21 protein-coding genes are annotated in these 19463 nt (G+C 70.7%); 9 read left to right on the top strand and 12 right to left on the bottom strand.

Going from position 1 to position 19463, the window contains the following annotated elements; genetic code table 11:
- Positions 1-546, top strand: coding sequence for a 3-isopropylmalate dehydratase (locus G361_RS0124065; protein ID WP_196814665.1), 546 nt, complete (start codon positions 1-3; stop codon positions 544-546).
- Positions 547-553: 7 nt separating this feature from the next.
- Here G361_RS0124065 and G361_RS0124060 read toward each other — a convergent pair whose 3' ends face one another.
- From G361_RS0124060 to argC, 6 genes are read right to left on the bottom strand one after another with little or no spacing between them, the layout of a single operon-like run.
- Positions 554-1051: an arginine repressor gene (locus G361_RS0124060; RefSeq protein WP_019929674.1), complete on the bottom strand. Its 498-nt coding sequence runs from the start codon at positions 1049-1051 to the stop codon at positions 554-556.
- The gene (argF, locus tag G361_RS0124055) at positions 1048-1992 is read right to left on the bottom strand and encodes an ornithine carbamoyltransferase (RefSeq protein ID WP_019929673.1); all 945 of its coding nucleotides are present in this window, start codon (positions 1990-1992) and stop codon (positions 1048-1050) included. Before argF ends, G361_RS0124060 begins: the two co-directional genes overlap by 4 nt.
- Positions 1989-3230 carry an acetylornithine transaminase gene (locus tag G361_RS0124050; RefSeq protein WP_019929672.1) on the bottom strand — a complete coding sequence of 414 codons (1242 nt, stop codon included), beginning with the start codon at positions 3228-3230 and terminating at the stop codon, positions 1989-1991. The genes argF and G361_RS0124050 overlap by 4 nt, the downstream gene beginning before the upstream one ends.
- Complete coding sequence (gene argB, locus G361_RS0124045) at positions 3227-4156, bottom strand: acetylglutamate kinase (RefSeq protein ID WP_019929671.1); 930 nt, start codon at positions 4154-4156, stop codon at positions 3227-3229. Before argB ends, G361_RS0124050 begins: the two co-directional genes overlap by 4 nt.
- Positions 4153-5370, bottom strand: a complete 1218-nt coding sequence (argJ, locus tag G361_RS0124040; protein ID WP_019929670.1) for a bifunctional glutamate N-acetyltransferase/amino-acid acetyltransferase ArgJ — start codon at positions 5368-5370, stop codon at positions 4153-4155. The genes argB and argJ overlap by 4 nt, the downstream gene beginning before the upstream one ends.
- Positions 5371-5381: 11 nt before the next feature.
- Positions 5382-6461 carry an N-acetyl-gamma-glutamyl-phosphate reductase gene (argC, locus tag G361_RS0124035; RefSeq protein ID WP_019929669.1) on the bottom strand — a complete coding sequence of 360 codons (1080 nt, stop codon included), beginning with the start codon at positions 6459-6461 and terminating at the stop codon, positions 5382-5384.
- Positions 6462-6511: 50 nt separating this feature from the next.
- Between argC and G361_RS0124030 the strand changes: the two genes are divergently transcribed.
- Entirely contained in the window at positions 6512-6856 is a 345-nt protein-coding gene (locus G361_RS0124030; protein ID WP_019929668.1) for a hypothetical protein, read from the top strand.
- An 87-nt stretch (positions 6857-6943) separates the two neighbouring features.
- On the opposite strand, the gene G361_RS0124025 is transcribed toward G361_RS0124030, so the two are convergent.
- The 4 genes from G361_RS0124025 to G361_RS44755 all read right to left on the bottom strand — a co-directional run bounded on the left by G361_RS0124025 (position 6944) and on the right by G361_RS44755 (position 10869).
- The gene (locus G361_RS0124025) at positions 6944-7708 is read right to left on the bottom strand and encodes an SDR family NAD(P)-dependent oxidoreductase (protein ID WP_019929667.1); all 765 of its coding nucleotides are present in this window, start codon (positions 7706-7708) and stop codon (positions 6944-6946) included.
- Positions 7709-7795: 87 nt separating this feature from the next.
- Entirely contained in the window at positions 7796-8377 is a 582-nt protein-coding gene (locus G361_RS0124020; protein WP_026343423.1) for a TetR/AcrR family transcriptional regulator, read from the bottom strand.
- A 98-nt stretch (positions 8378-8475) separates the two neighbouring features.
- Positions 8476-9936: an alpha/beta hydrolase gene (locus tag G361_RS44760; RefSeq protein WP_196814620.1), complete on the bottom strand. Its 1461-nt coding sequence runs from the start codon at positions 9934-9936 to the stop codon at positions 8476-8478.
- A 60-nt stretch (positions 9937-9996) separates the two neighbouring features.
- The gene (locus G361_RS44755) at positions 9997-10869 is read right to left on the bottom strand and encodes an AraC family transcriptional regulator (RefSeq protein WP_019929664.1); all 873 of its coding nucleotides are present in this window, start codon (positions 10867-10869) and stop codon (positions 9997-9999) included.
- A gap of 152 nt (positions 10870-11021) precedes the next feature.
- On the opposite strand from G361_RS44755, the gene G361_RS0124005 reads away from it, so the two are divergent.
- A complete protein-coding gene (locus G361_RS0124005; RefSeq protein WP_019929663.1) occupies positions 11022-12026 on the top strand; it encodes a trans-acting enoyl reductase family protein in 1005 nt (334 codons plus the stop codon).
- A 70-nt stretch (positions 12027-12096) separates the two neighbouring features.
- Here the strand turns inward: G361_RS0124005 and G361_RS0124000 are convergent, their stop codons facing one another.
- Positions 12097-12465: a MerR family transcriptional regulator gene (locus G361_RS0124000; RefSeq protein WP_019929662.1), complete on the bottom strand. Its 369-nt coding sequence runs from the start codon at positions 12463-12465 to the stop codon at positions 12097-12099.
- Positions 12466-12530: 65 nt separating this feature from the next.
- Between G361_RS0124000 and G361_RS0123995 the strand changes: the two genes are divergently transcribed.
- The 4 genes from G361_RS0123995 (at position 12531) to G361_RS44750 (ending at position 16951) form a co-directional block, all read left to right on the top strand.
- Positions 12531-13400, top strand: coding sequence for a polysaccharide deacetylase family protein (locus G361_RS0123995; RefSeq protein ID WP_019929661.1), 870 nt, complete (start codon positions 12531-12533; stop codon positions 13398-13400).
- 150 nt (positions 13401-13550) lie between these two features.
- Entirely contained in the window at positions 13551-14462 is a 912-nt protein-coding gene (locus G361_RS0123990) for an alpha/beta hydrolase (protein ID WP_019929660.1), read from the top strand.
- A 370-nt stretch (positions 14463-14832) separates the two neighbouring features.
- Positions 14833-16356 carry a wax ester/triacylglycerol synthase family O-acyltransferase gene (locus G361_RS0123985; RefSeq protein ID WP_019929659.1) on the top strand — a complete coding sequence of 508 codons (1524 nt, stop codon included), beginning with the start codon at positions 14833-14835 and terminating at the stop codon, positions 16354-16356.
- A gap of 166 nt (positions 16357-16522) precedes the next feature.
- A complete protein-coding gene (locus G361_RS44750; protein WP_019929658.1) occupies positions 16523-16951 on the top strand; it encodes a hypothetical protein in 429 nt (142 codons plus the stop codon).
- Positions 16952-16996: 45 nt separating this feature from the next.
- Here the strand turns inward: G361_RS44750 and G361_RS49690 are convergent, their stop codons facing one another.
- Positions 16997-17167: a hypothetical protein gene (locus G361_RS49690; RefSeq protein ID WP_019929657.1), complete on the bottom strand. Its 171-nt coding sequence runs from the start codon at positions 17165-17167 to the stop codon at positions 16997-16999.
- A gap of 513 nt (positions 17168-17680) precedes the next feature.
- Here G361_RS49690 and G361_RS0123970 point away from each other — a divergent pair.
- Both G361_RS0123970 and G361_RS47220 read left to right on the top strand, forming a co-directional pair.
- Positions 17681-18469 (top strand): hypothetical protein, encoded by a 789-nt coding sequence (locus G361_RS0123970; protein WP_019929656.1) that lies wholly within the window; start codon positions 17681-17683, stop codon positions 18467-18469.
- Positions 18470-18731: 262 nt separating this feature from the next.
- On the top strand, positions 18732-19457 hold the full coding sequence (locus tag G361_RS47220; RefSeq protein ID WP_019929655.1) for a hypothetical protein: 726 nt from the start codon (positions 18732-18734) through the stop codon (positions 19455-19457).
- Positions 19458-19463 lie beyond the last annotated feature (6 nt).

Here is a 19463-nt window from a genome sequence, read left to right as displayed (position 1 = left end):
ATCACCGGCCGGACCTGGGTTTTCGGCGACGCGCTGAACACCGACGCGATGTACCCGGCACATGCGATGAAACTGGAGATCCCCGAGGCCGCGCGGTATGTCTTCCACGAGATCCGGCCCGGCTGGACCGATCTCGTCGAACCCGGCGATATCGTGGTGGCGGGCAGGAACTTCGGCGTCGGCTCCTCGCGTCCGGTGGCCGCGCTGCTGCTGCAACTGGGGGTGGGCGCACTGCTCGCGGAGGAGTTCAATTCGCTGTTCTTCCGCAACGCGATCAACGCCGGACTGCCCGCGCTCACGGTCCCGGACGTCACCGGGATGTTCCGCGACGGCGACCTGGCCGCGATCGACCCGGCCGTCGGCGTCTGCCGCAACGAGACCACCGGGGCCGTCGCGCACACCGCGCCGCTGCCGCCCCTGATCCGTGAAATCCTCACCAGCGGTGGGCTGCTCGCGCGGCTGGCCGACCAGGGCTACCTGCCGGCGCATCTGGCGCCGGCCCTGCGCAGCCCGGCGGCGCGGGCGGCCACCGGATCGGGCGACTGACCCGTGCTCAGGCCAGCTGTTCGATCTTCGCGGCCAGTTCGGCGCCGGTCATCGGCTCGCGGGCGATGACCGCGACGGTGTCGTCGCCCGCGATGGTGCCGACCACCTCGGCCAGCGCCGCCCGGTCCAGCGCGCTGGCCAGATAGTGGGCGGCGCCGGGCGGGGTGCGCAGCACGGCGATGTTACCGCTGTGATCGGTGGAGACCAGCAGGTCGCCGAGCAGTTTCGACAGCCGGTCGGTGCCGCCGATGACGCCGCGGACCGGACTGCCGTCCTCCGGCACCACGTAGATGCCGGCGCCGCCGTCGGCCGCGCGCAACTTCACCGCGCCCAGTTCGTCCAGATCACGCGACAGCGTGGCCTGGGTGGTCTCGATACCCTCCGCGGACAGCAGCGATGCCAGCTCGGTCTGACTGCGGACCGCGTGTGCGGTCAGCAGTTCGACGATGCGCTGCTGGCGGCCGGCACGGGTGCGAGCGATGACCGGGCCGGCCTTGTCCGTCACCGGTGCTCCTCCTCCGAGCGTCGCTCCAGCAACCAGGCCAGCAGCGCCTTCTGCGCGTGCAGCCGGTTCTCCGCCTCGTCCCAGACCGCACTGTGCGGACCGTCCAGCACCGCGTCGGTGATCTCCTCGTTGCGGTGGGCCGGAAGGCAGTGCAGCACAACGGCATCCGGCTTCGCCAGGGCGAGCAGCTCCTCGTTCAGCTGGAAGCGCCGGAACGGCCCCACCCGGTCGAGCCCGTCGCCCTCCTGATTCATCGACGTCCACGCGTCGGTGACCAGGGCGTCGGCGCCGGCCGCGGCGGCGATCGGGTCGTCGGTGACGGTGACGGTCGCGCCGGTCTCGGCGGCCCGCTTCTGCGCGTCCTCGCGGATCCAATCGGCCGGCTCGAAACCCGATGGGGCGGCGATGGTCACGTGCAACCCGGCGGTCACGCCGCCGAGCAGCAGCGAATGCGCCATATTGTTGGCGCCGTCGCCGAGGTAGGTGAGCCGGCGGCCGGCCAGCTCACCCTTGCGCTCCTTCAGGGTCAGCAGATCGGCCAGCACCTGGCAGGGATGGAATTCGTCGGACAGCGCGTTGATCACCGGAACCGTTGCCGCCGAGGCCATCTCGTCCAGTCGCTGCTGTTCGAAGGTGCGCCACACGATCGCGTCGACATAGCGGGACAGCACGCGGCCGGTGTCGGCGAGGGTCTCCTCGCGGCCCAGCTGGGTCACGCGGCCGTCGACGACCACCGCGTGCCCGCCCAGTTGCGCGATGCCCATCTCGAACGAGAACCGGGTGCGGGTGGAGTTCTTCTCGAAGATGACGCCCACGCCGCGCGGGCCCTCGAGCGGGCGCCGGGAGAACGGTGCGGCCTTCAAAGTCGTTGCCAGCGTGAGTACCTCGGCCTGTTCGGCAGGTGTGAGGTCGTCGTCGCGCAGGAAATGCCGGATGGTCACTTCGATCCCTTCGCCTCGGCGGCAGCGTCCAGTATTGCGGGCAGGTCGGTGAGGAATGCGTGCGCCTGATCCTCGGTCAGCACCAGCGGCGGCGCCAGCCGGACCACATCGGGTTTGGCCGGATTCACCAGATAGCCCGCGGCCCGGGCGAATTGCTCGACCTGCGCCGAAAGCGGTTCGGCCAGGCGGATTCCGATCAGCAGTCCGGCGCCGCGCACGTGATCGACCAGCGGATGGTCCAGCTCGGCGATGCCGTCGACGATCGTCTTGCCGACCGTCTCGACATGGGCCAGCAGGCCGGTCTCGTCGATGGTGCGCAGTACCGCCAGCGCGGCCGCCGCGCACACCGGATTGCCGCCGAACGTGGTGCCGTGCAGGCCGGGGGTGAGCAGATCGGCGGCGCGGCCCTGGGCCAGGACCGCGCCGATCGGCAGCCCGCCGCCGAGACCCTTGGCCAGGGTGATCACGTCCGGCACGATGCCGGCCGCCTGATGGGCGTAGAAGTGGCCGGTGCGGCCGATCCCGGTCTGCACCTCGTCGAGGATCAGCAGCGCGCCGCGGTCGGCGGTGATCGCGCGCGCGGTGGCCAGATAGTCCGGCGGCGGCACCACCACGCCGCTCTCGCCGAGGATCGGTTCCAGGAACACCGCCGCGGTGTCGTCGTCGACGGCGGCGGCCAGCGCCGCCGCGTCGCCGTACGGAATGTGTTGCACGCCGGGGGGCATCGGTTCGAAGGGGGCGCGCTTGGCGGCCTGTCCGGTCAGCGCCAGCGCACCCATGGTGCGGCCGTGGAAGGCCTCCTCGCACGCGATGATCCGGTGCCGTCCGGTCAGTCGCGCGATCTTGAACGCGGCCTCGTTGGCCTCGGTGCCGGAGTTGCAGAAGAAGGCCCGCCCGTGCCCGTCGCCGAAGCGCGCCACCAGCTGTTCGGCGAGCCGGATCGCCGGTTCGCTCGCGTACAGATTGGAGACGTGGCCCAGCGTGCCGAGCTGTTCGGTGACCGCCGCCAGGATCGCCGGATGTCCGTGGCCCAGGCTGTTGACCGCGATACCACCCAGGAAGTCCAGGTAACGCTTGCCGTCGGCGTCCTCGACCACCGCGCCCTCGCCGCGCACCAGCGCGATCTGCGGGGTGCCGTAGTTGTTCATCAGGACCGACGACCAGCGGCGCCGGAGATCCTGCGTGGCCGTACCCGGTGTGGTCCCGTTCTGTTCGGTCGTGGCTTCGCGTTCGGTCATGGCACCGCCGTTTCCGTCGTGGTTTCCGCTGCCGCCGCGGTGGGGGTCACCATCGTGCCGATCCCCTCCCCGGTGAACAGTTCCAGCAGGACCGCGTGGGGGACGCGGCCGTCGATCACGTGCGCGCTCGGCACGCCGCCGAGTACCGCGCGCAGGCAGGCCTCCATCTTGGGCACCATGCCCGCGTCGAGGCTCGGCAGCAACGCCGCCAGATCCGCGGTGGCGATGTGGGTGGTCAGCGACGATCGATCCGGCCAATTCGTGTACAGGCCTTCGACATCCGTGAGCACCACCAGCTTCTCCGCGCCGATGCCCTCGGCCAGTGCCGCGGCGGCGGTGTCGGCATTGATGTTGTGTACCACGCCGTCCGCGTCCGGCGCGATCGTCGACACCACCGGAATGCGCCCGGCCCGAACGAGATCCAGCACCGCGTCGGGATTCACCGAGGTGACGTCGCCGACCAGGCCGATATCGGTGGCGACGCCGTCCACGTCGACCGTGCGGCGGGTGGCGGTGAACAGCCGCGCGTCCTCACCGGAGATGCCGACCGCGTACGGGCCGTGCTGGTTGATCAGTCCGACCAGTTCGCGGCCGACCTGACCGAACAGCACCATCCGCACCACATCCATCACCTCGGGGGTGGTGACCCGGAAACCGCCCCGGAATTCGCCCCGCAGACCGAGTTTCGCGAGCATGGCGTTGATCTGCGGCCCGCCGCCGTGCACCACCACCGGGTGCACGCCGACCGTCCGCAGGAAGGCCATATCGGCGGCGAACGCCTGCTTCAGCTGTTCGTCGATCATGGCGTTGCCGCCGTACTTGACCACCACGATCTTGTCGCGGAACTTCTGCAGCCACGGCAGCGCGCCCGCCAGGACGTGCGCCTTGTCCAGCGCCGACAGCGCCGGCGTGACGGTCGCGGTCATGAGCTGTAGGCCGAATTCTCTTCGACGTAGCCGTAGGAGAGATCGGTGGTGCGGACGGTGGCGGTGCCCTGGCCCAGGCCCAGTTCGACCTCGACGTGGATATCCGGCCCGGACAGGTCCACCTCGCGGGCGCCGGGCGCGCCGGTGCTGTCCACGCACACCGGATTTCCGTTGAACGACACCTGGATCCGATCCGGATCCAGGGTGATCGGCGCGATGCCGACCGCGGCGAGCACTCGGCCCCAGTTCGGGTCGGAGCCGAAGAAGGCGCACTTGACCAGCGAGTCGCGGGCGATCGCGCGGGCGGCGGTGAGCGCCTCCTCCTCGCTGATCGCACCGGCGACGGTGACGCGCACCCGCTTGGTGACACCCTCGGCGTCGGCCATCAGCTGCGCGGCGAGGTCGTCGCACAGCGCCAGCACCGCCGCGTCGAGCTCCTCCTGCGACGGCGTGACCGCGCTCGCGCCGTTGGCCAGCAGCAGCACGGTGTCGTTGGTGGAGCAGGAGCCGTCGACGTCGAGCCGGTCGAAGGTCAGCCGGGTCGCGTTGCGCAGCGCCCGATCCAGCTGCTGCGGGGTCGCCACGGCATCGGTGGTGAGCACCACCAGCATGGTCGCCAGCGCCGGCGCCAGCATGCCCGCGCCCTTGGCCATACCGCCCACGTTCCACTTGGCCGGATGGTGGAAGGCGGCCTGCTTCGGGACGGTGTCGGTGGTCATGATCGCCTGTGCCGCTTCGGCTCCGCCGGACAGGCCGCCGCCCATCTCGCGGACGATCTCGGTGCACGCGGGCAGCAGTTTGTCCATCGGCAGCCGGTCGCCGATCAGACCGGTCGAGCAGACCGCGATCTCGCCCGCGCCGGTGTCGGTTCCCCAGTTGCTCAACGCCTTCGCGAGCTCCTCGGCGGTGGCGTGGGTGTCCTGGAAGCCGCCCGGACCGGTACAGGCGTTGGCGCCACCGGAATTCAGGATCACCGCGCGCAACCGGCCCCCGGTGAGCACCTGCTGCGACCACCGCACCGGCGCGGCCTTCACCTGGTTGCTGGTGAACACGCCCGCCGCCGCGTATTCCGGGCCCTCGCTGAAAACCAGTGCCAGATCGGGCTTTCCGCTCTTCTTGATGCCCGCGGCGAGTCCGGCGGCGCGGAAGCCGAGCGGAGCCGTGACGCCCTGGGTGCGCAGCAGGGTGCCGCCGGCGATCTCGGCGGCGCTCACGGGTGTATCGGTCACGGGGCCACTCCTACGGTGGTCAGTCCGGCGGTCTCGTCGAAACCGAGCGCCAGATTCATGGACTGCACCGCGGCGCCCGCGGTGCCCTTGGTCAGATTGTCGACAGCGCCGATCACCACCAGCTGCCCGGCGTCGGCGTCGACGGCCACCTGCAGCGTGATCGCGTTGGAGCCGAGCACCGAACCGGTCTGCGGCAGTACGCCTTCCGGTAGGAGATGGATGAAAGGCTCATCGGCATAGGCTTTTTCGTATACGGCACGCGCCTGCGCGGCGTCCACCCCCGGGCGCAGCGCCGCGGTGCAGGTGGCGAGGATGCCGCGCGGCATCGGCGCCAGCACCGGGGTGAACGAGACGGCGATATCGGTCTCGGCCCCGCCGCTGGCCGCGGCCAGCTTCAGATTCTGTGCGATCTCCGGCGTGTGCCGGTGCGCGCCCGCGATGCTGTAGGCGCGGGCCGAACCCATGACCTCCGAGCCGAGCAGCCCCACGTCGAGCTTGCGCCCGGCCCCCGAGGTGCCGCTGACCGCGACCACGGTCACCGCCGGCTCGACGAGGCCCGCCGCCACGGCCGGCGCCAGCGCCAGGCTCGAGACGGTCGGATAGCACCCCGGCACCGCGATCCGGGTGGCGCCGCGCAGCCGATCCCGCCCGCCCGGCAGCTCCGGCAACCCGTACGGCCAACTGCCCGCATGTTCGGATTTGTAGTACTTCTCCCAGGCCGCGGCGTCGGTGAGCCGGAAATCGGCGCCGCAGTCGATGATCACCGTCGACTCGGGCAACAGCCGCGCGACCGCCGCCGACTGCCCGTGCGGCAACCCCAGGAACACCACATCGTGGCCCGCCAGCACCTCCGGCGTGGTCTCGGCCAGCACCCGATCCGCCAGCGGGAGCAGATGCGGCTGCAACGCCCCGAGCGTGCTGCCGGCATTCGACCCCGCGGTCAGCGCCCCGATCTCGAGGCGCCCCGCTCGGTACGCTGGATGTCCGAGGAGCAGGCGCAGCACTTCGCCGCCCGCATAACCGCTCGCACCGGCCACCGCGACCCGCAACACGGGCCCACCCGAGGTATCCGCCATGTGATGATTATGCACGACTGTGCAAGCTCATTCACGATGGGGGTGCGCGCATGGTCGGTATCGTCGAGAGCGTGCCGCCACCCCTGCTCATCCGTCCCCTCGCCGAGGTACACGAACAGCTGTCGCAGATCGTCGGCGAATTCCGGGCCGAAGGCGCCGCCGCGCCACCGGTCGTCTTCGGCGCGCACCACGAGGCCGAGGCCGTACTGCTGTCCTACCGGGCCTATCGCGAGGGTGCGGAAGCGTTGCAGGCGCTTCGCCGGGAGTGCGACGAGTTGCGGGAACAGCTGTCCCGATGCCGGGCCGACGCCACCGCCGCGGCCTCGGGTGCGGGCCGAAGGGCCCGAACCGTCCCCGGATCTCGTCGCCCCGGGCGAACGCCTCGTCACCGGTGAGCTCACGGTGGACGAGGCCTACGCGGAGGCCCTCCGGCGCTACCGCCGGCCGCCGGTCGAATAGCTTGTGCCACAGAGGGTTCCGGGTCAGGCGGAGGTGCCGCCGTCGATGACGAGGTCGTGGCCGACTATGTAGCTCGCGTCGTCGGAGGCGAGCCAGAGGATGGCGGCGGCCACCTCGGCGGGGGTGCCGATGCGGCCGGCGGGGGTGGCGGCGGCGATGCGGGCGTCGCGGTCGGCGGGGGTTTCGCCGGGGGCCATGGACATCGGGGTGTCGGTGGCGCCGGGACTCACGGCGGTGATGCGGATGCCGTCGGCGATGTGGTCGAGGGCGGCGGCGCGGGTCAGGGCGCTGACGGCGGCCTTCGCGGCGGTGTAGGCGGCGGTGCCGCGCAGGCGGCGATGGGCGCCGATGTTGGAGGAGATGTTCACGATGGTGCCGCCGCCGTGCTCGCGCATATGGGCGATCTCGTGTTTCATCGACAGGAAGACGCCGGTCAGGTTGACGTCCAGCGTGGTGTGCCAGAGCTTTTCGTCGAGATCGGCGAGGGGGCTGAAGGGGGCGAAGATGCCCGCGTTGTTCACGGCCACGTGCAGGCCGCTGTGGCGGCGGACCACCTCGGCGACCGCGGCCGCGAGTTGGGTGCTGTCGGTGACATCGGCGGTGAGCCAATCTGTTTCGGCGTTGCCCGGGGTGTGGACGGCGGCCGCGGCGGTGGCCAGGGCGTCGGGGTCGCGGCCGGCCAGTACGACGGTGGCGCCCCGGTCGGTGAAAGCCCGGGCGGTGGCGGCGGCGATGGCTCCGGCGCCGCCGGTGATCAGGACGACCTTGCCGTCGAAACGGGTGCTCACTGGATCTCTCTTTCTGGAACGAGTGGTCTTGATTCGGATGTGGCGATGCGGCGGGGGATGGCCGGTGCGCTCGGGCCGGTCCGGGAGTCAGGCCAGGATGGTGAGGGCGATCCGGGCCGCGTCGTGCAGGCGGGCGGCGGCTTCGGGGGTCCGTTCCAGGACCCGCACGCCCTGGAGGAAGACCAGCAGGAAGCGAGCGAGAGCGCGGGCGTCGGCCTCGGGGGGTAGTTCGCCCTGGGCTCGTGCGCGCAGGAGTGCCGAGGTCAGGGTCGTTTCGAGATGGGACCAACTGGATTCGACCAGGCGGGTGACCTCGCGGTCGCGGCCCGCGAATTCGACCGCGCTGTTGACCACCATGCAGCCGCGGCGGGGCGCGTCCTCGGCGGCCTCGCTGACGAATCGGTTCACCAGGGCCCGCACCGCGGGCAGTACCGGGCCGGGCTGGGACAACTGGGCCATGATCAGCGGATCGGTGCGGTCGAGATAGCGTTGCAGCGCCCTGGCGAAGAATTCCTGTTTACCGCCGAAGGTGGCGTAGATGCTCGCCTTCGCGATGCCGAGGTGCGCGACCAGGTCCGACAGGGAGGTCGCCTCGTATCCGCGCTCCCAGAACAGCTCCACCGCGCGTTCCAGCACGGTGGCCGGGTCGAACTCCTTGGTTCTCGGCATGCCGGTCACCCTAGCCGTATCTGGACCGTTCGGTCAAAATATCGGGTGGTTGCCCCGGCCGGGGCGGGCACCGCGGGCAGGGCGGGCCCGCCGCCGGATCACGCTGCGGGACAATGGGTCCCGGGGGCGGGCAGTACGAGGTCGAGCAGGTAGTGGTCGCCGGCGGCGGTGGTGCAGGGGGTGCGGCCGTAGCTGCCGTGGCCCCAGCCGTCGTAGGTGAGCAGTGTCGCGCCGGGGGTGTGCGCGGTGACCGAGGTGGCCCATTCGTACGGGGTGGCGGGGTCGTGCAGGCCGTTCATCACCAGGATCGGCGGCGTGCCGGTGAGGCGGGGGAGGTGCGCCGGATTCGGGGGCGGGGTGGGCCAGCCGGAGCAGATCGCGGCGGCGCCCCAGGCGAAGTGCGCGTGCAGCGGCCCGGCCTCGCGGTTCTGCTCGGCCCACAGGCGCTGCCAGGTGGCCTGATCCGGAATGTCGAAGGTCCAGTCCGCACACACCGCGTACTCGGGCATCGGCGCCGCCGTGTCGCTCGGAATCGGTTGCGGGACAGCCGATATCGGTGGTGCGTCGGACAGGGCCCGCAGATCCTCGGCCAGGGCGGGCCGGTCGGGCTGGTAGAGGCGGGCGGTCACGGCCCGGCTGAACATCAGCGGGTCGTACGCGCGGCCCGGTGCGGACGGGTCGGGCAGGTCGCCGCGTTCGGCGCGCCGGAACAGGGTGTCGTAGCGGGCCGCGACGTCGGTGCCGTGCAGGGCACAGCCGGGAGTCCGGTCGCACCAGGACACGAATCCGGCGAACGCGTCGCGTCCGGCGCGGGCCTCGGACGCGAGGAATTCGGCACCGCTCAGCGAATGGTCGTCGACGCTGTCGAGTACCAGTGCGCGCACGTGGTTTCCGAACTGCTCGGCATAGGACTGGCCGATCATGGTGCCGTAGGAGCGGCCGTAGAGGCTGATCCGCTGCTCGCCGAGCGCATCTCGCAGGGCGTCGATGTCGGCGGCGACGGTGGCGCTGTCGAGACGGTCGGCGACCGGGCCGGTGTAGCGGCGGCAGCTGTCGGCGAGTCGCTTTGCGTAGGAATGGATCTCGTCGATCGATCCGCCGGTGTCGGGCACGAGGTTCGGCCACGCGGCGAGGCCGGCGTCGCAGCGCAGCGGGGCGGTGCGCCGCACACCGCGCGGATCGAAGCCGACGATGTCGAAACGGTCGTGCAGTGCGGGGGAGAAGCGGTCACCGTGCACGAGCGCGTCGACGCCCGAATTTCCCGGACCGCCGGGTAATTCGATCAGGGTGCCGATCCGATCGCCCCGGGCCCGGATGCGGGCCACCGCCACGGCGACCGATCCGTCGGCGGGATGCGACCGGTCGATCGGCACGGTGACGGTGGCGCAGTCGACCCCGGCGTTCTCCGGGCACGGCCGCCACGCGATCGGATCGGCCGCCGCCGTGGCGCCGGCGACGGCGATCACGCCGATCCCGAGGCACAGCGCCAGCATCATGCGGCAGAGGGCGGTGCGGCGGAACCGCGCGATCGGTGGTGTGGTGGCGGATGTGCGTCGCATGCGGCTCATCGTGGCGGGTCGCGGCCGCGCGGCTCATCACCCCCGAGGGTGATTCCGGGATCACTCCGCGGTACTACCCGTGGCGAGATAGCCGGGGGCCGCGGCCGTGGCGGTGTGCCGGTAACGTCCGGGGGCGACGCCGAATTCGCGCTTGAACGCCTTGGCGAACGCGTATTCCGAGGTGTAGCCGACACTTTCGGCGATCACCCGCAGCGTGTCGTCGGTATCGCGTAACCGCCGCGCCGCCACCGTCATCCGCCAGCGGGTGAGGTAGGTCTGCGGCGCCACGCCGAGGGTCTCGGTGAACCGCTGCGCGAACGACGAGCGCGACATGTGGGCACGGTCGCCCAGGGACTGCACGGTCCAGGGGTGGGCCGGGTCGCGGTGGATCGCGCGCAGCGCCGTGCCCAGGTCCGGATCGCGCAGCGCCGCACCCCAGCCGGTGTCCCGGTCCCGGCCGTCGTACCAGGCGCGCAGCATGAACAGCAGCAGGATCTCCAGCAGCGGCCCGACGGCGCCGGAATCGGGATCGGTGTCGAGTTCGCGGGTCAGCAGGTCCAGCGCGGTGTCCAAGGCGGCGGGCCGCCGGGGCCCGGCGGCCAGATGCAGCACCTCGGGTAGTTCGGTCAGCAGCGGATGCCGCCGGGAACGGTCGAAACGGTAAGCGCCACAGAGCAGGACGGTGGGTGCGCCGACGGTGTGGTCGCCGATCGAATGCGCGGCCCCGCGCGGCAGCAGCACCACATCGCCCGCGCCGAGCCGCAGCGGCGGCTGCCCGGCCGCGGTCAACCGGCACCCGCCGCGCAGCACCAGATGGAATCCCACCGCCGCGGTCGGCGGGAACCGGTCGTCCCACGGCGCGCGGCGCTCGGTCCGGGACGAATGCGGCGCGCCGATCCGCAACTCGGCCACGACATCGCTGAGAACATCCACCCCACAACCCTATTGCGCCGCGGGCGGGTCCCGGACGATCGGATATCCGCGGCGGTAGTTCGGACATCCTCCGCGCGACCGCGCGTTCCTAGCGTGGATCGGGAGCCGGCGACCGCCGGTTCCCGACCTCCGACCGACGGAGTACCAGACTCATGAAGATCGCCGTATACGGCGCGAGCGGATTCACCGGCCGCCTGGTGGCGGCCGAACTGATCCGCCGCGAACTGCAACCGGTCCTGGTGGGCCGCAACGAGATACGACTGCGCGCCGTCGCCGACGCCGAGATCCGGGTGGCGGATCTGGACGACATCCCGGCGCTGGCGCGGGCATTCGGCGACTGCGCGGCGGTCGTCAACTGCGCGGGACCGTTCACCCGCTGGGGTGAGCCGGTGATCCGCGCGGCCCTCGCGGCCGGCTGTCACTACGTCGACACCACCGGCGAACTGCACTATCTGCACGAGGTGCTGCGGACCGTGGGCCCGGCCGCCGAGGCGGCCGGGGTGACCGTGGTACCCGGGATGGCCGACGACGGCGGGCCCGGTGACCTGATCGCGCACCTGACCGCGGCCCGGCTGCCGGAGGTGGCCGATCTGCTGATCGCCGATCTGCGCCGCGACGGTGGCGCGTCGCGCGGCACCGCGCGATCCATGGTGGCGGTGGCCGAACGGGAGCCGCTCGAATACGCCGACGGGCAGTGGCGCGCGGCGCCCCTGGCCCCGGTCGCGCCGATCACGGCCCCCGGTGAGCCGGAACCGGTTGCGGTGCAGTCGTTCCCGCTGCCCGGCGTGGCCACGATTCCCCGCCACGTCACTGCGGGGCGGGTGCGCTCGGCGATCCGGGCCGAGACCGCGGCGCTGTTCGCGGGCCTGACCGCCGACGTCGTGGAATCGGTGCCGGAGGTGGTCGACGCGCAGCAGCGCGCGGCCGGTCGCTGGCTGATGCTCGCGGCGGCGACCGCGGGTGACGGCGCCACGGCCCGGGGATGGGTGACCGGCCCGGACGCCTACGGGCTCACCGCGGTGATCGCGGTCGAGGGTGCGCGCCGGCTCGCGGCGGGTGGTGTGCCCGCCGGCGCGCTACCGCCCGCCCTGGCCTTCGACCCCGCCGACTTCCTCGATTTCCTCACCGGGCACGGGGTCACCTGGAAGGTCGAGTGACTGTGAATCCGGCACGGGCGCGAGCGGATTCACGGGGAGCGCGACACCACCCGGGCGTCGCGGTCGCGGCTCAGACGCCGGTGCAGGTGCGCAGCGAGGCGACATAGGCCGTCATCGCGTCACGGTTGCGGGTGAGCAGTTCGATGCGCTGGGTGAGGCGGTCGCGCTGTTGTTCCAGGGTGGCGATGATCTCCGGTGAGGCATCGGCGAAATGGATGTCGGCGGGATCCTCGAGGCAGGGCAGGATCTGCTTGATCAGCCGGGTGGGCAGCCCCGCGTCCAGCAGGCCGCGGATGTGGATCACCTGGTCGGCGAGCCGCTCGTCGTAGTCGCGATAGCCGTTGGGGGAGCGGCCGACTCGGATCAGGCCCTGCTCCTCGTAGTAGCGCAGCAGCCGGGCCGGGGTACCGGTGCGCTCCGCCAGCTCGCTGATGCGCATATGTCCTACCTCACAGGAATTCTCGGTTGACCTTCACATCTGTGTGATGGTTCGAGGATAGCCGCATGAGCACCGACCTCACCCTCTTCGACTACAGTCCCATCACCGAGCGGGAGCCGATCCACTGGCCCGGTGACAAGCGCGTCGCGTTCTACCTCGGCCTGAACATCGAGCACTTCTACGCCGATCTGCCCGGCACCGCGACCTACGAGGGCACCACGGCGCTGACCCCGGACCCGCTGAACTACGGCTGGCGCGACTACGGCCCCCGGGTCGGCTTCTGGCGGGTACTCGAACTGCTCGACAAGTACGGCATCCGGGCCAGCGCACTGCTGAATTCCGATGTCGCCGAACGATATCCGCAGATCATCACGGCCGGGAAGCAGCGCGACTGGACCTGGCTGGCACACGGCAGCAGCAACAGCCATCTGCACAGCGGTTATTCGCGTGACGAGGAGCGAAACCTGCTGCGCGACATCGTCGATACGATCGAGCGGGCCACCGGCGCCCGCCCACGCGGCTGGATGGGACCCGGGCTGACCGAGACCTTCCACACCGCGGAACTGCTGGCCGAACTGGGCCTGAGCTACACCCTGGACTGGACCAACGACGACCGGCCCTACCACCTGAACGTGCCCGGCGTGCTGAGCCTGCCGTATTCGGTGGAGCTCAACGACATCGGCGTCTTCGTCAGCAAGGGGCTGACCGGTCCCGATTTCGTCCGGATGGTGCGCGATCAGCTGGATCAGTTGTACGCCGACTCCGCCGACAGCGGCCGAGTGATGGCGCTGGCCCTGCATCCGTTCGTCATCGGGCAGGCGTTCCGGCGGCGCTACCTGGACGAGGCGCTGGACTACGTCGCGAACCATCCGGGGGTGTGGCTGACCACCAGCGACGAGATCGCCGCCCACTACCTGAGCGGCGCCGGAGCCTAGCCGTCGACCGGCCCGAGCGCGGCGCGGTGGGTGGTGGCGACGGTCCGGCTCGCGGCGTGGACGGACGTGCCGGATCCGCCGCCGCCGGTCGCCGATACTGGGCGTATGGGACTCCACCGACGAGGGCGCGACCCGCTGACCTCAGAGGATGTGTCGTTCGACAGCGCGGGGTGCCGGTTGGCGGGCACCTTCGCGCCCGTCCCGGATCCGGTCGCGGCCGCGCTGCTGCTGCCCGGATCCGGACGGGTGGATCGTGATTCGAATCTGCGCTGGCTGCGGCTGGATCTCACCCGGTTGCTCGCCGAGACGCTGGCGCCGCTGGGGGTCGCGACCCTGCGGTACGACAAGCGCGGCGTCGGCGGCAGCGGCGGCGACTATCTGTCCACCGGCTTCGACCGGCGCCGGGACGACGCGCACGCGGCACTGGACTGGCTGGCGCGCCGGCTGCCGGAGGTGCCGTTGCTGATCGTCGGGCACAGCGAGGGCGGGATGCACGCGATCGAACTGGCCGGGCGGGGAGCGGTGTCCGGCGCGGTGCTGCTGAGCGCGGCGGCCCGGCCCGGCGAACAACTGCTGGAATGGCAGGGTGACGCGCTGCTGTCCACGCTGCCCGGCTGGCTGACGGCGTCGCTGCGGTTCGCTCGCATCGATCCGATCGTCTCGCAACGCAAGCGGCTGCACCGGATCCGGAAATCGACCGCGGCGGTGATGCGCCTGCAGGGCGTCCGGGTGAACGCCCGCTGGTTGCGCGAATTCGCCGGTTACGATCCGGCTCCCGCGCTGAGCCGCATCACCGTACCGGTGCTGGCGATCACCGGCGGCCACGATCTGCAGGTGCCGCCGGAGGATGTCGACGCCATGGGCCGGCTCGTCCGCGGGCCCTTCGACGGCCGGGTGGTCGGTGATCTCGGTCACCTGTTGCGGCCGGATCCGGAGCGGCTGGGTATGCGTGGCTACCGCCGGACGGTGCGCCGCCCGATCGATTCCGCGGTGCTGGATTCGATCGGGGAGTGGGTCGCCGGGCGGTGGCCGCACACCGACGGCCGGGCCGCGGGCGACTGAGCCCGGACGTCACCGCCTCCCACCGGAACTCCCATGATCGATTGTTGGACGTCCTCGGAGTGGGTACGTCCAAGTCTGTGACGGTTCCGGCAGGCCGTTCGGATGCGTGGTGATACCACATTGATCCGGCCAGACCGCCACGAAACGGGTGGATCGCCCACTAGACTCGCTGGCAGCCAAGGCCTCGAGGATCGGCGCTTCCCGTGCAGCGTTGCCGGAGCCGACCGTTCCGCGTTCGTGCCGCGATGCACGACAACCGCCAATGATGCCGCCCGCGGCGCGGCCGTCGATGGCGCCGGGCACAGCCTGCCTGTCGGAAGTCGCCGGTCGTCGCTCGTGACGGGTGGCGAAATGCGTCCGGAGACAACTCATGACCCGTTCCCAGCACCGTCCCGCCGACAGCTCGTCGAATCCCATCGAAATCGTGAAAAGTCAACTGTGGCAGTACATTCGGCCGGACACCGCCCGGGATGTATCGCCGCCCCCGCCGACGGACGATGCGGTGCACCGGGTTACGGCCGCACGGTCGACCGCCGCAGCGCGCCAGCTGACTTCGCTCGATCATCACCTGCTCGATGCCGACCTCGATACGACCCCGCTGCACATCGGCGTTCTGGCCCTGCTGGATTCGGCCACCGCGCCCGCGCCGCTGACCGCGGCGGCGGTGCGGCGCCTGTTCGCCGAGCGGCTGCATCTGGTTCCGGCGCTGCGCTGGCGGCTGCGGACCGTGCCGTTCGGCGTGGACCGGCCGTACTGGGAGGACTGTGCCACCGTGGATCTCGGCCGGCACGTGCGGGAGGTCCGGCTCGGCGACGACGCCGGCGACGAGGAACTCGGCGAGCTCATCTCGCGGTTGCACGAACCGCCGCTGGATCGCGATCTGCCGCTGTGGGAGTGCTATCTGGTCTCGGGGCTGACCGGCGGCCGGCAGGCGCTGTACGCCAAGGTGCACCACGCCGTCATCGACGGGGTGTCGGCGGCGGAGATCTTCGCGGCCGTGTTCGACGTCTCACCCGAGCCGGTGCCGCCGCCGCTGCCCGTGGACGGGGTGCGGTTGCACCACACGCCGGGTGCGGTCGAGATGATCGCGCGCAGTGTCGGCACGGTCGTCGGGCGGCAGGCGGAGCGGGTGCGCACCCCCGCGCGGGTCGCGCCCACGCTGCTGCGCGCGCTGGCGGATCTGCGCAAGAAGCATCCCGATGTTCCGTTCAACGCCACCAACACCGCTCGCCGCAGTATCGCCTACACCTCGCTGCCGCTGGCGCCGATCAAGGAGATCAAGCGCAGCGTCGACGGCACCGTCAACGATGTGGTGATGGCGTTGTGCACCACGGCATTACGGCGCTGGCTGATCGATCACGACGTCGCGGTCGACGCTCCGCTGCTGGCCGCCGTGCCGATCTCGGTGCGCACCGCCGAACAGGCCGGTACGGCCGGCAATCAGTTCTCGGTCATGTTGTGCGAGTTGCCGATCGGCGAGGCGGATCCGCATCATCGGCTGAAGTTGCTGCACGCCGGGCTGCTGGAGTCGAAGCAGAAGTTCCGGGCCGGGACGCCGACGGTCCTGCACCAGGCCGCGGGGCTGATGCCGTCGTTCGCGCACGGCGCCGCCACCCGGGCGCTGCTGCGGGCCGCCGCGCCCGCGCTGCCGCTGACCAATCTGATCATCTCCAACGTCCCGGGTCCGCAGTTGCCGCTGTACGCCGGGGGCATTCCGGTGCTGGCCGGTTATCCGGTGTCGGTGCTGACGGATCTGTCCGGCGGACTGAACATCACGGCCATCTCGTTCGACGGCCATCTCGATGTCGGTATCGTGGCGTGTCCCGACAGTGTGCCCGACGTCTGGGATCTGGCCCGATATCTGCACCACGCCCTCGCGGAGCTGCGGGACTGAACCGCCACCGTGGCCGAACGGCAATCATCTGGCAATTGCAGGCAATGTGGTCGCAACAGGGGAGCAACGGATCGGAAATCGATTCCTGGTTCGATGGTGCGGGTCCGGACCGCCGCGCCGCTCGGAGGGAGCGCCGATGTTCGAATCCTGTTGCACACCATATGATGTGACGCACCTGTTGCGTTTCCGTTTCGGACTTCCGGTGCGGCTGGTGGCCGGTCGGCCGGCCGTGGTGTGTGGCGGTGTGATCGGCGCGATCGGTATGCCCGCCGGGGTGGGTTCCCGGGTCCTGCAGCTACTCAGCAACCATTGCGGACCGGTGGTCACGGATCCACGGGACACGATGTGGACGTTCCTGGTGGCGGGAAGGCGGCCCGGTGCGGCCGAACCCGCCGACGCCCCGGACCGGTTCGGCGACCACGCGGTGACCGTGCACCCGGCCGGCAGATCGGTGCTACTGCCCATGTCCGACACGGGATTCGGCTGGCGGTGGGCCCGGGAACCGCAGCCGGGCCGGTTGCGGTTACCGCCGCCGGCGGCCGTGCTGGACGCGCTGGGTGTGGCGCTGGAATCCGAGCGCGCCGCCGTGGACTGACGTGTGCCCGGCCCGGCGACCCGGGCCGGGCACACGCACCGCCGGTCACGCCAGTGGATACTGACCGGGCGGAAAGCCGCCGTAGCCGCCGCCGTAACCGCCGTAGCCGTAGCCGCCCTGATTCGCGAGATCGCCGATGAGGGTGAAGATCGATTGCCCCAGGGACAGTACGTCCGAACCGATGGTGCTGAAGATACCCGCAAACGTCGACAACATTCGCCACGTCCTTCTGCCTACCGAGGGATGGTCCGTCCCAGCGTGACATATCCCGCGCCACCGTTCCCGGCGAATTCGTTGAATGCCAGTAACTTTGGGGCAATTGTCCACTTGTGTGCCCGAATCGAACCGATGTCCGTGTCCGTCCGCAGATGCCGGGTACCTCCTCGCGCGAATGACATCGGATGAATTCCGCGCGGCAAATGTTCAGATTCACACGAGAACAATCTTTGCCATTCGGCAATCCTTTGGTTACTTTGTCTGCGCAAATTGTTACAGACACCTTCGGGACCACGAAGATCGGAAACTCGCGCGCGTTCACCGGCGCCGTTCCGGATCCCGGGGTGTTCCTCTGCCCGGCTCGCGCCCCTCTCGGCGCGAGCCTGCCGGCGGGTGGTGACAAGGCAGGTGAGGAGCCCGGATACCGGCTCTCGACGAAGTGATACTCCGCACTCGTATGCGCGTCGGAGACAACGCGATACGAATGACGGACCAGGAACGGAAAGACAGTAGATGAGGAAGCTCACGGTCTCGCTCGCGCTCGTGATCAGCGCGGTGACCATCGCCGGTGGCGTGGCAAATGCCGATCCGGCGCCCGCACAGCAACTCGCCCAGCCGATCGTCACCGACACCCAGGACGTGGATGCGAACGGCGTGCACTACACGGTCGGCCGCGACGGCGACACCGTCGTCCTGACGGCCGACAACGGCAGCTTCCGGGCCGTCGACGGCAGCCTGGTCGTCGACGACGAGAGCGGCGCGGCCGTCGACTCGCTGCCGCTGTCCTACCGCAAGGACAACGTGGCCTTCCCGATCGACGCCCGGGTCGACGGCGGCACCGTGCGGCTGACCCCGGCCACCACCGGCGGCGCCCCGGTCGACAACCCGATCACCGCGCAGGACATCGCCCGGGCGCAGCACGCCGCCGAATCGTTCACCCCGCGTGACCAGCAGGAGCTCTCGGCGTTCTCCTCCCGCGTCACCATCGCCAACGTCACCGGCGCGGTGATCGGCGCGATCGTCGGCGGCGGGCTCGGCTGCATCGCCGGCGCGATCGTCGGCTCGGTGTCCACCGCGATCGCCACCCTGCTCGCCGGCGTGCTGCCCGGCGGCGTCGTCGGCTGCATCGCGGGCGCCGCGACCGTCGGCGCGGTCGGCACCCTCGCCGGCGCGGCCCTGGTGGCGGGCCCGATCGTGCTGTGGTCGGCCTACCAGTACTTCAGCACCATCCTGTCGCCGTGCGGCGGGCCCGGCGCGTACTGCGTCGACCCGGCCGCGCCGAAGCCGGCCGACGCGAAGTAGCCGCCGCGCGCAATCGGGCGTGCCGCCGAATTCGGTGGCACGCCCGATTCTTTCGTGCCCGGTCCCCATCGGGCCGAATCCTCCACTCTAGGGCAATTTTTCGGTAATCATGGCCGATCGGAATTGTTCGGCGAATCCGCCCGGGGCCGGTGCGCCCGGCCCTACTCTTGGTGCGCTCGTGCCGAACAAGTTGCCCCGGTCCTCGGAAGTGCTTCGGTAGCACGGCCTTCCGCGGTCCGGATCGAGGGAAGGTGCGCAGACCATGAAACCGGGTGTCTCGTTCGCGATCGCCGTGACCGTCGTCCTGCTCACCGGTGGCGTGGCCGCCGCCGATCCGCCACCCGCGCCGGGACGGTCCGTCACGATCGACGGCAGGTGGTACGAAATCGCCCGCGACGGCGATTCGGTACTGCTCACCACCGCCGACGCCGACTTCGACCCGGACGGCGACAGCCTGCTCGTCCGCGACGGCGACACCGTGGTCGACTCGCTGCCGCTGTCCTACCGCAAGGACGACGTGGCCTTCCCGATCGACGCCGAGATCGACGGCGACACCGTGCGGCTGACTCCGGTGACCAGCGCGGGAGTTCCGGACCCGGTCGTGCCGCGGGCCCGGCCCGTCGAATCGTTCACCCCGCGCGATCAGCAGGAACTGACGGCCTTCTCGCAGCGGGCCACCATCGCCGGGGTGGTGGGCGCGGTGGTCGGGGCGATCGTCGGCGGCGGGCTCGGCTGCCTGGCCGGTGCGATCGTCGGCTCGGTGACCGCGGCGGTGACCACGCTGCTGACCGGCATGCTGCCGGGTGGGATCATCGGCTGCATCGCCGGTATCGCGCTGATCGGCGCGGTCGGCACGATCACCGGCGCGGCGCTGGTGGCCGGTCCGATCCTGTTGTGGTCGGCGTTCCAGTACTTCACGACGATCCTGTCGCCGTGTACCGGGCCCGGCAACTACTGTGTCGATCCGGCGGCGCCGAAGGACAGCTGAACCGAC

It is taken from the genome of Nocardia sp. BMG111209 (assembly GCF_000381925.1).
In the GTDB taxonomy this organism is placed as follows: Bacteria; Actinomycetota; Actinomycetes; order Mycobacteriales; family Mycobacteriaceae; genus Nocardia.
Note: the sequence above shows the minus strand (reverse complement) of the source record. Positions and strands in the feature narration are given on the sequence as shown.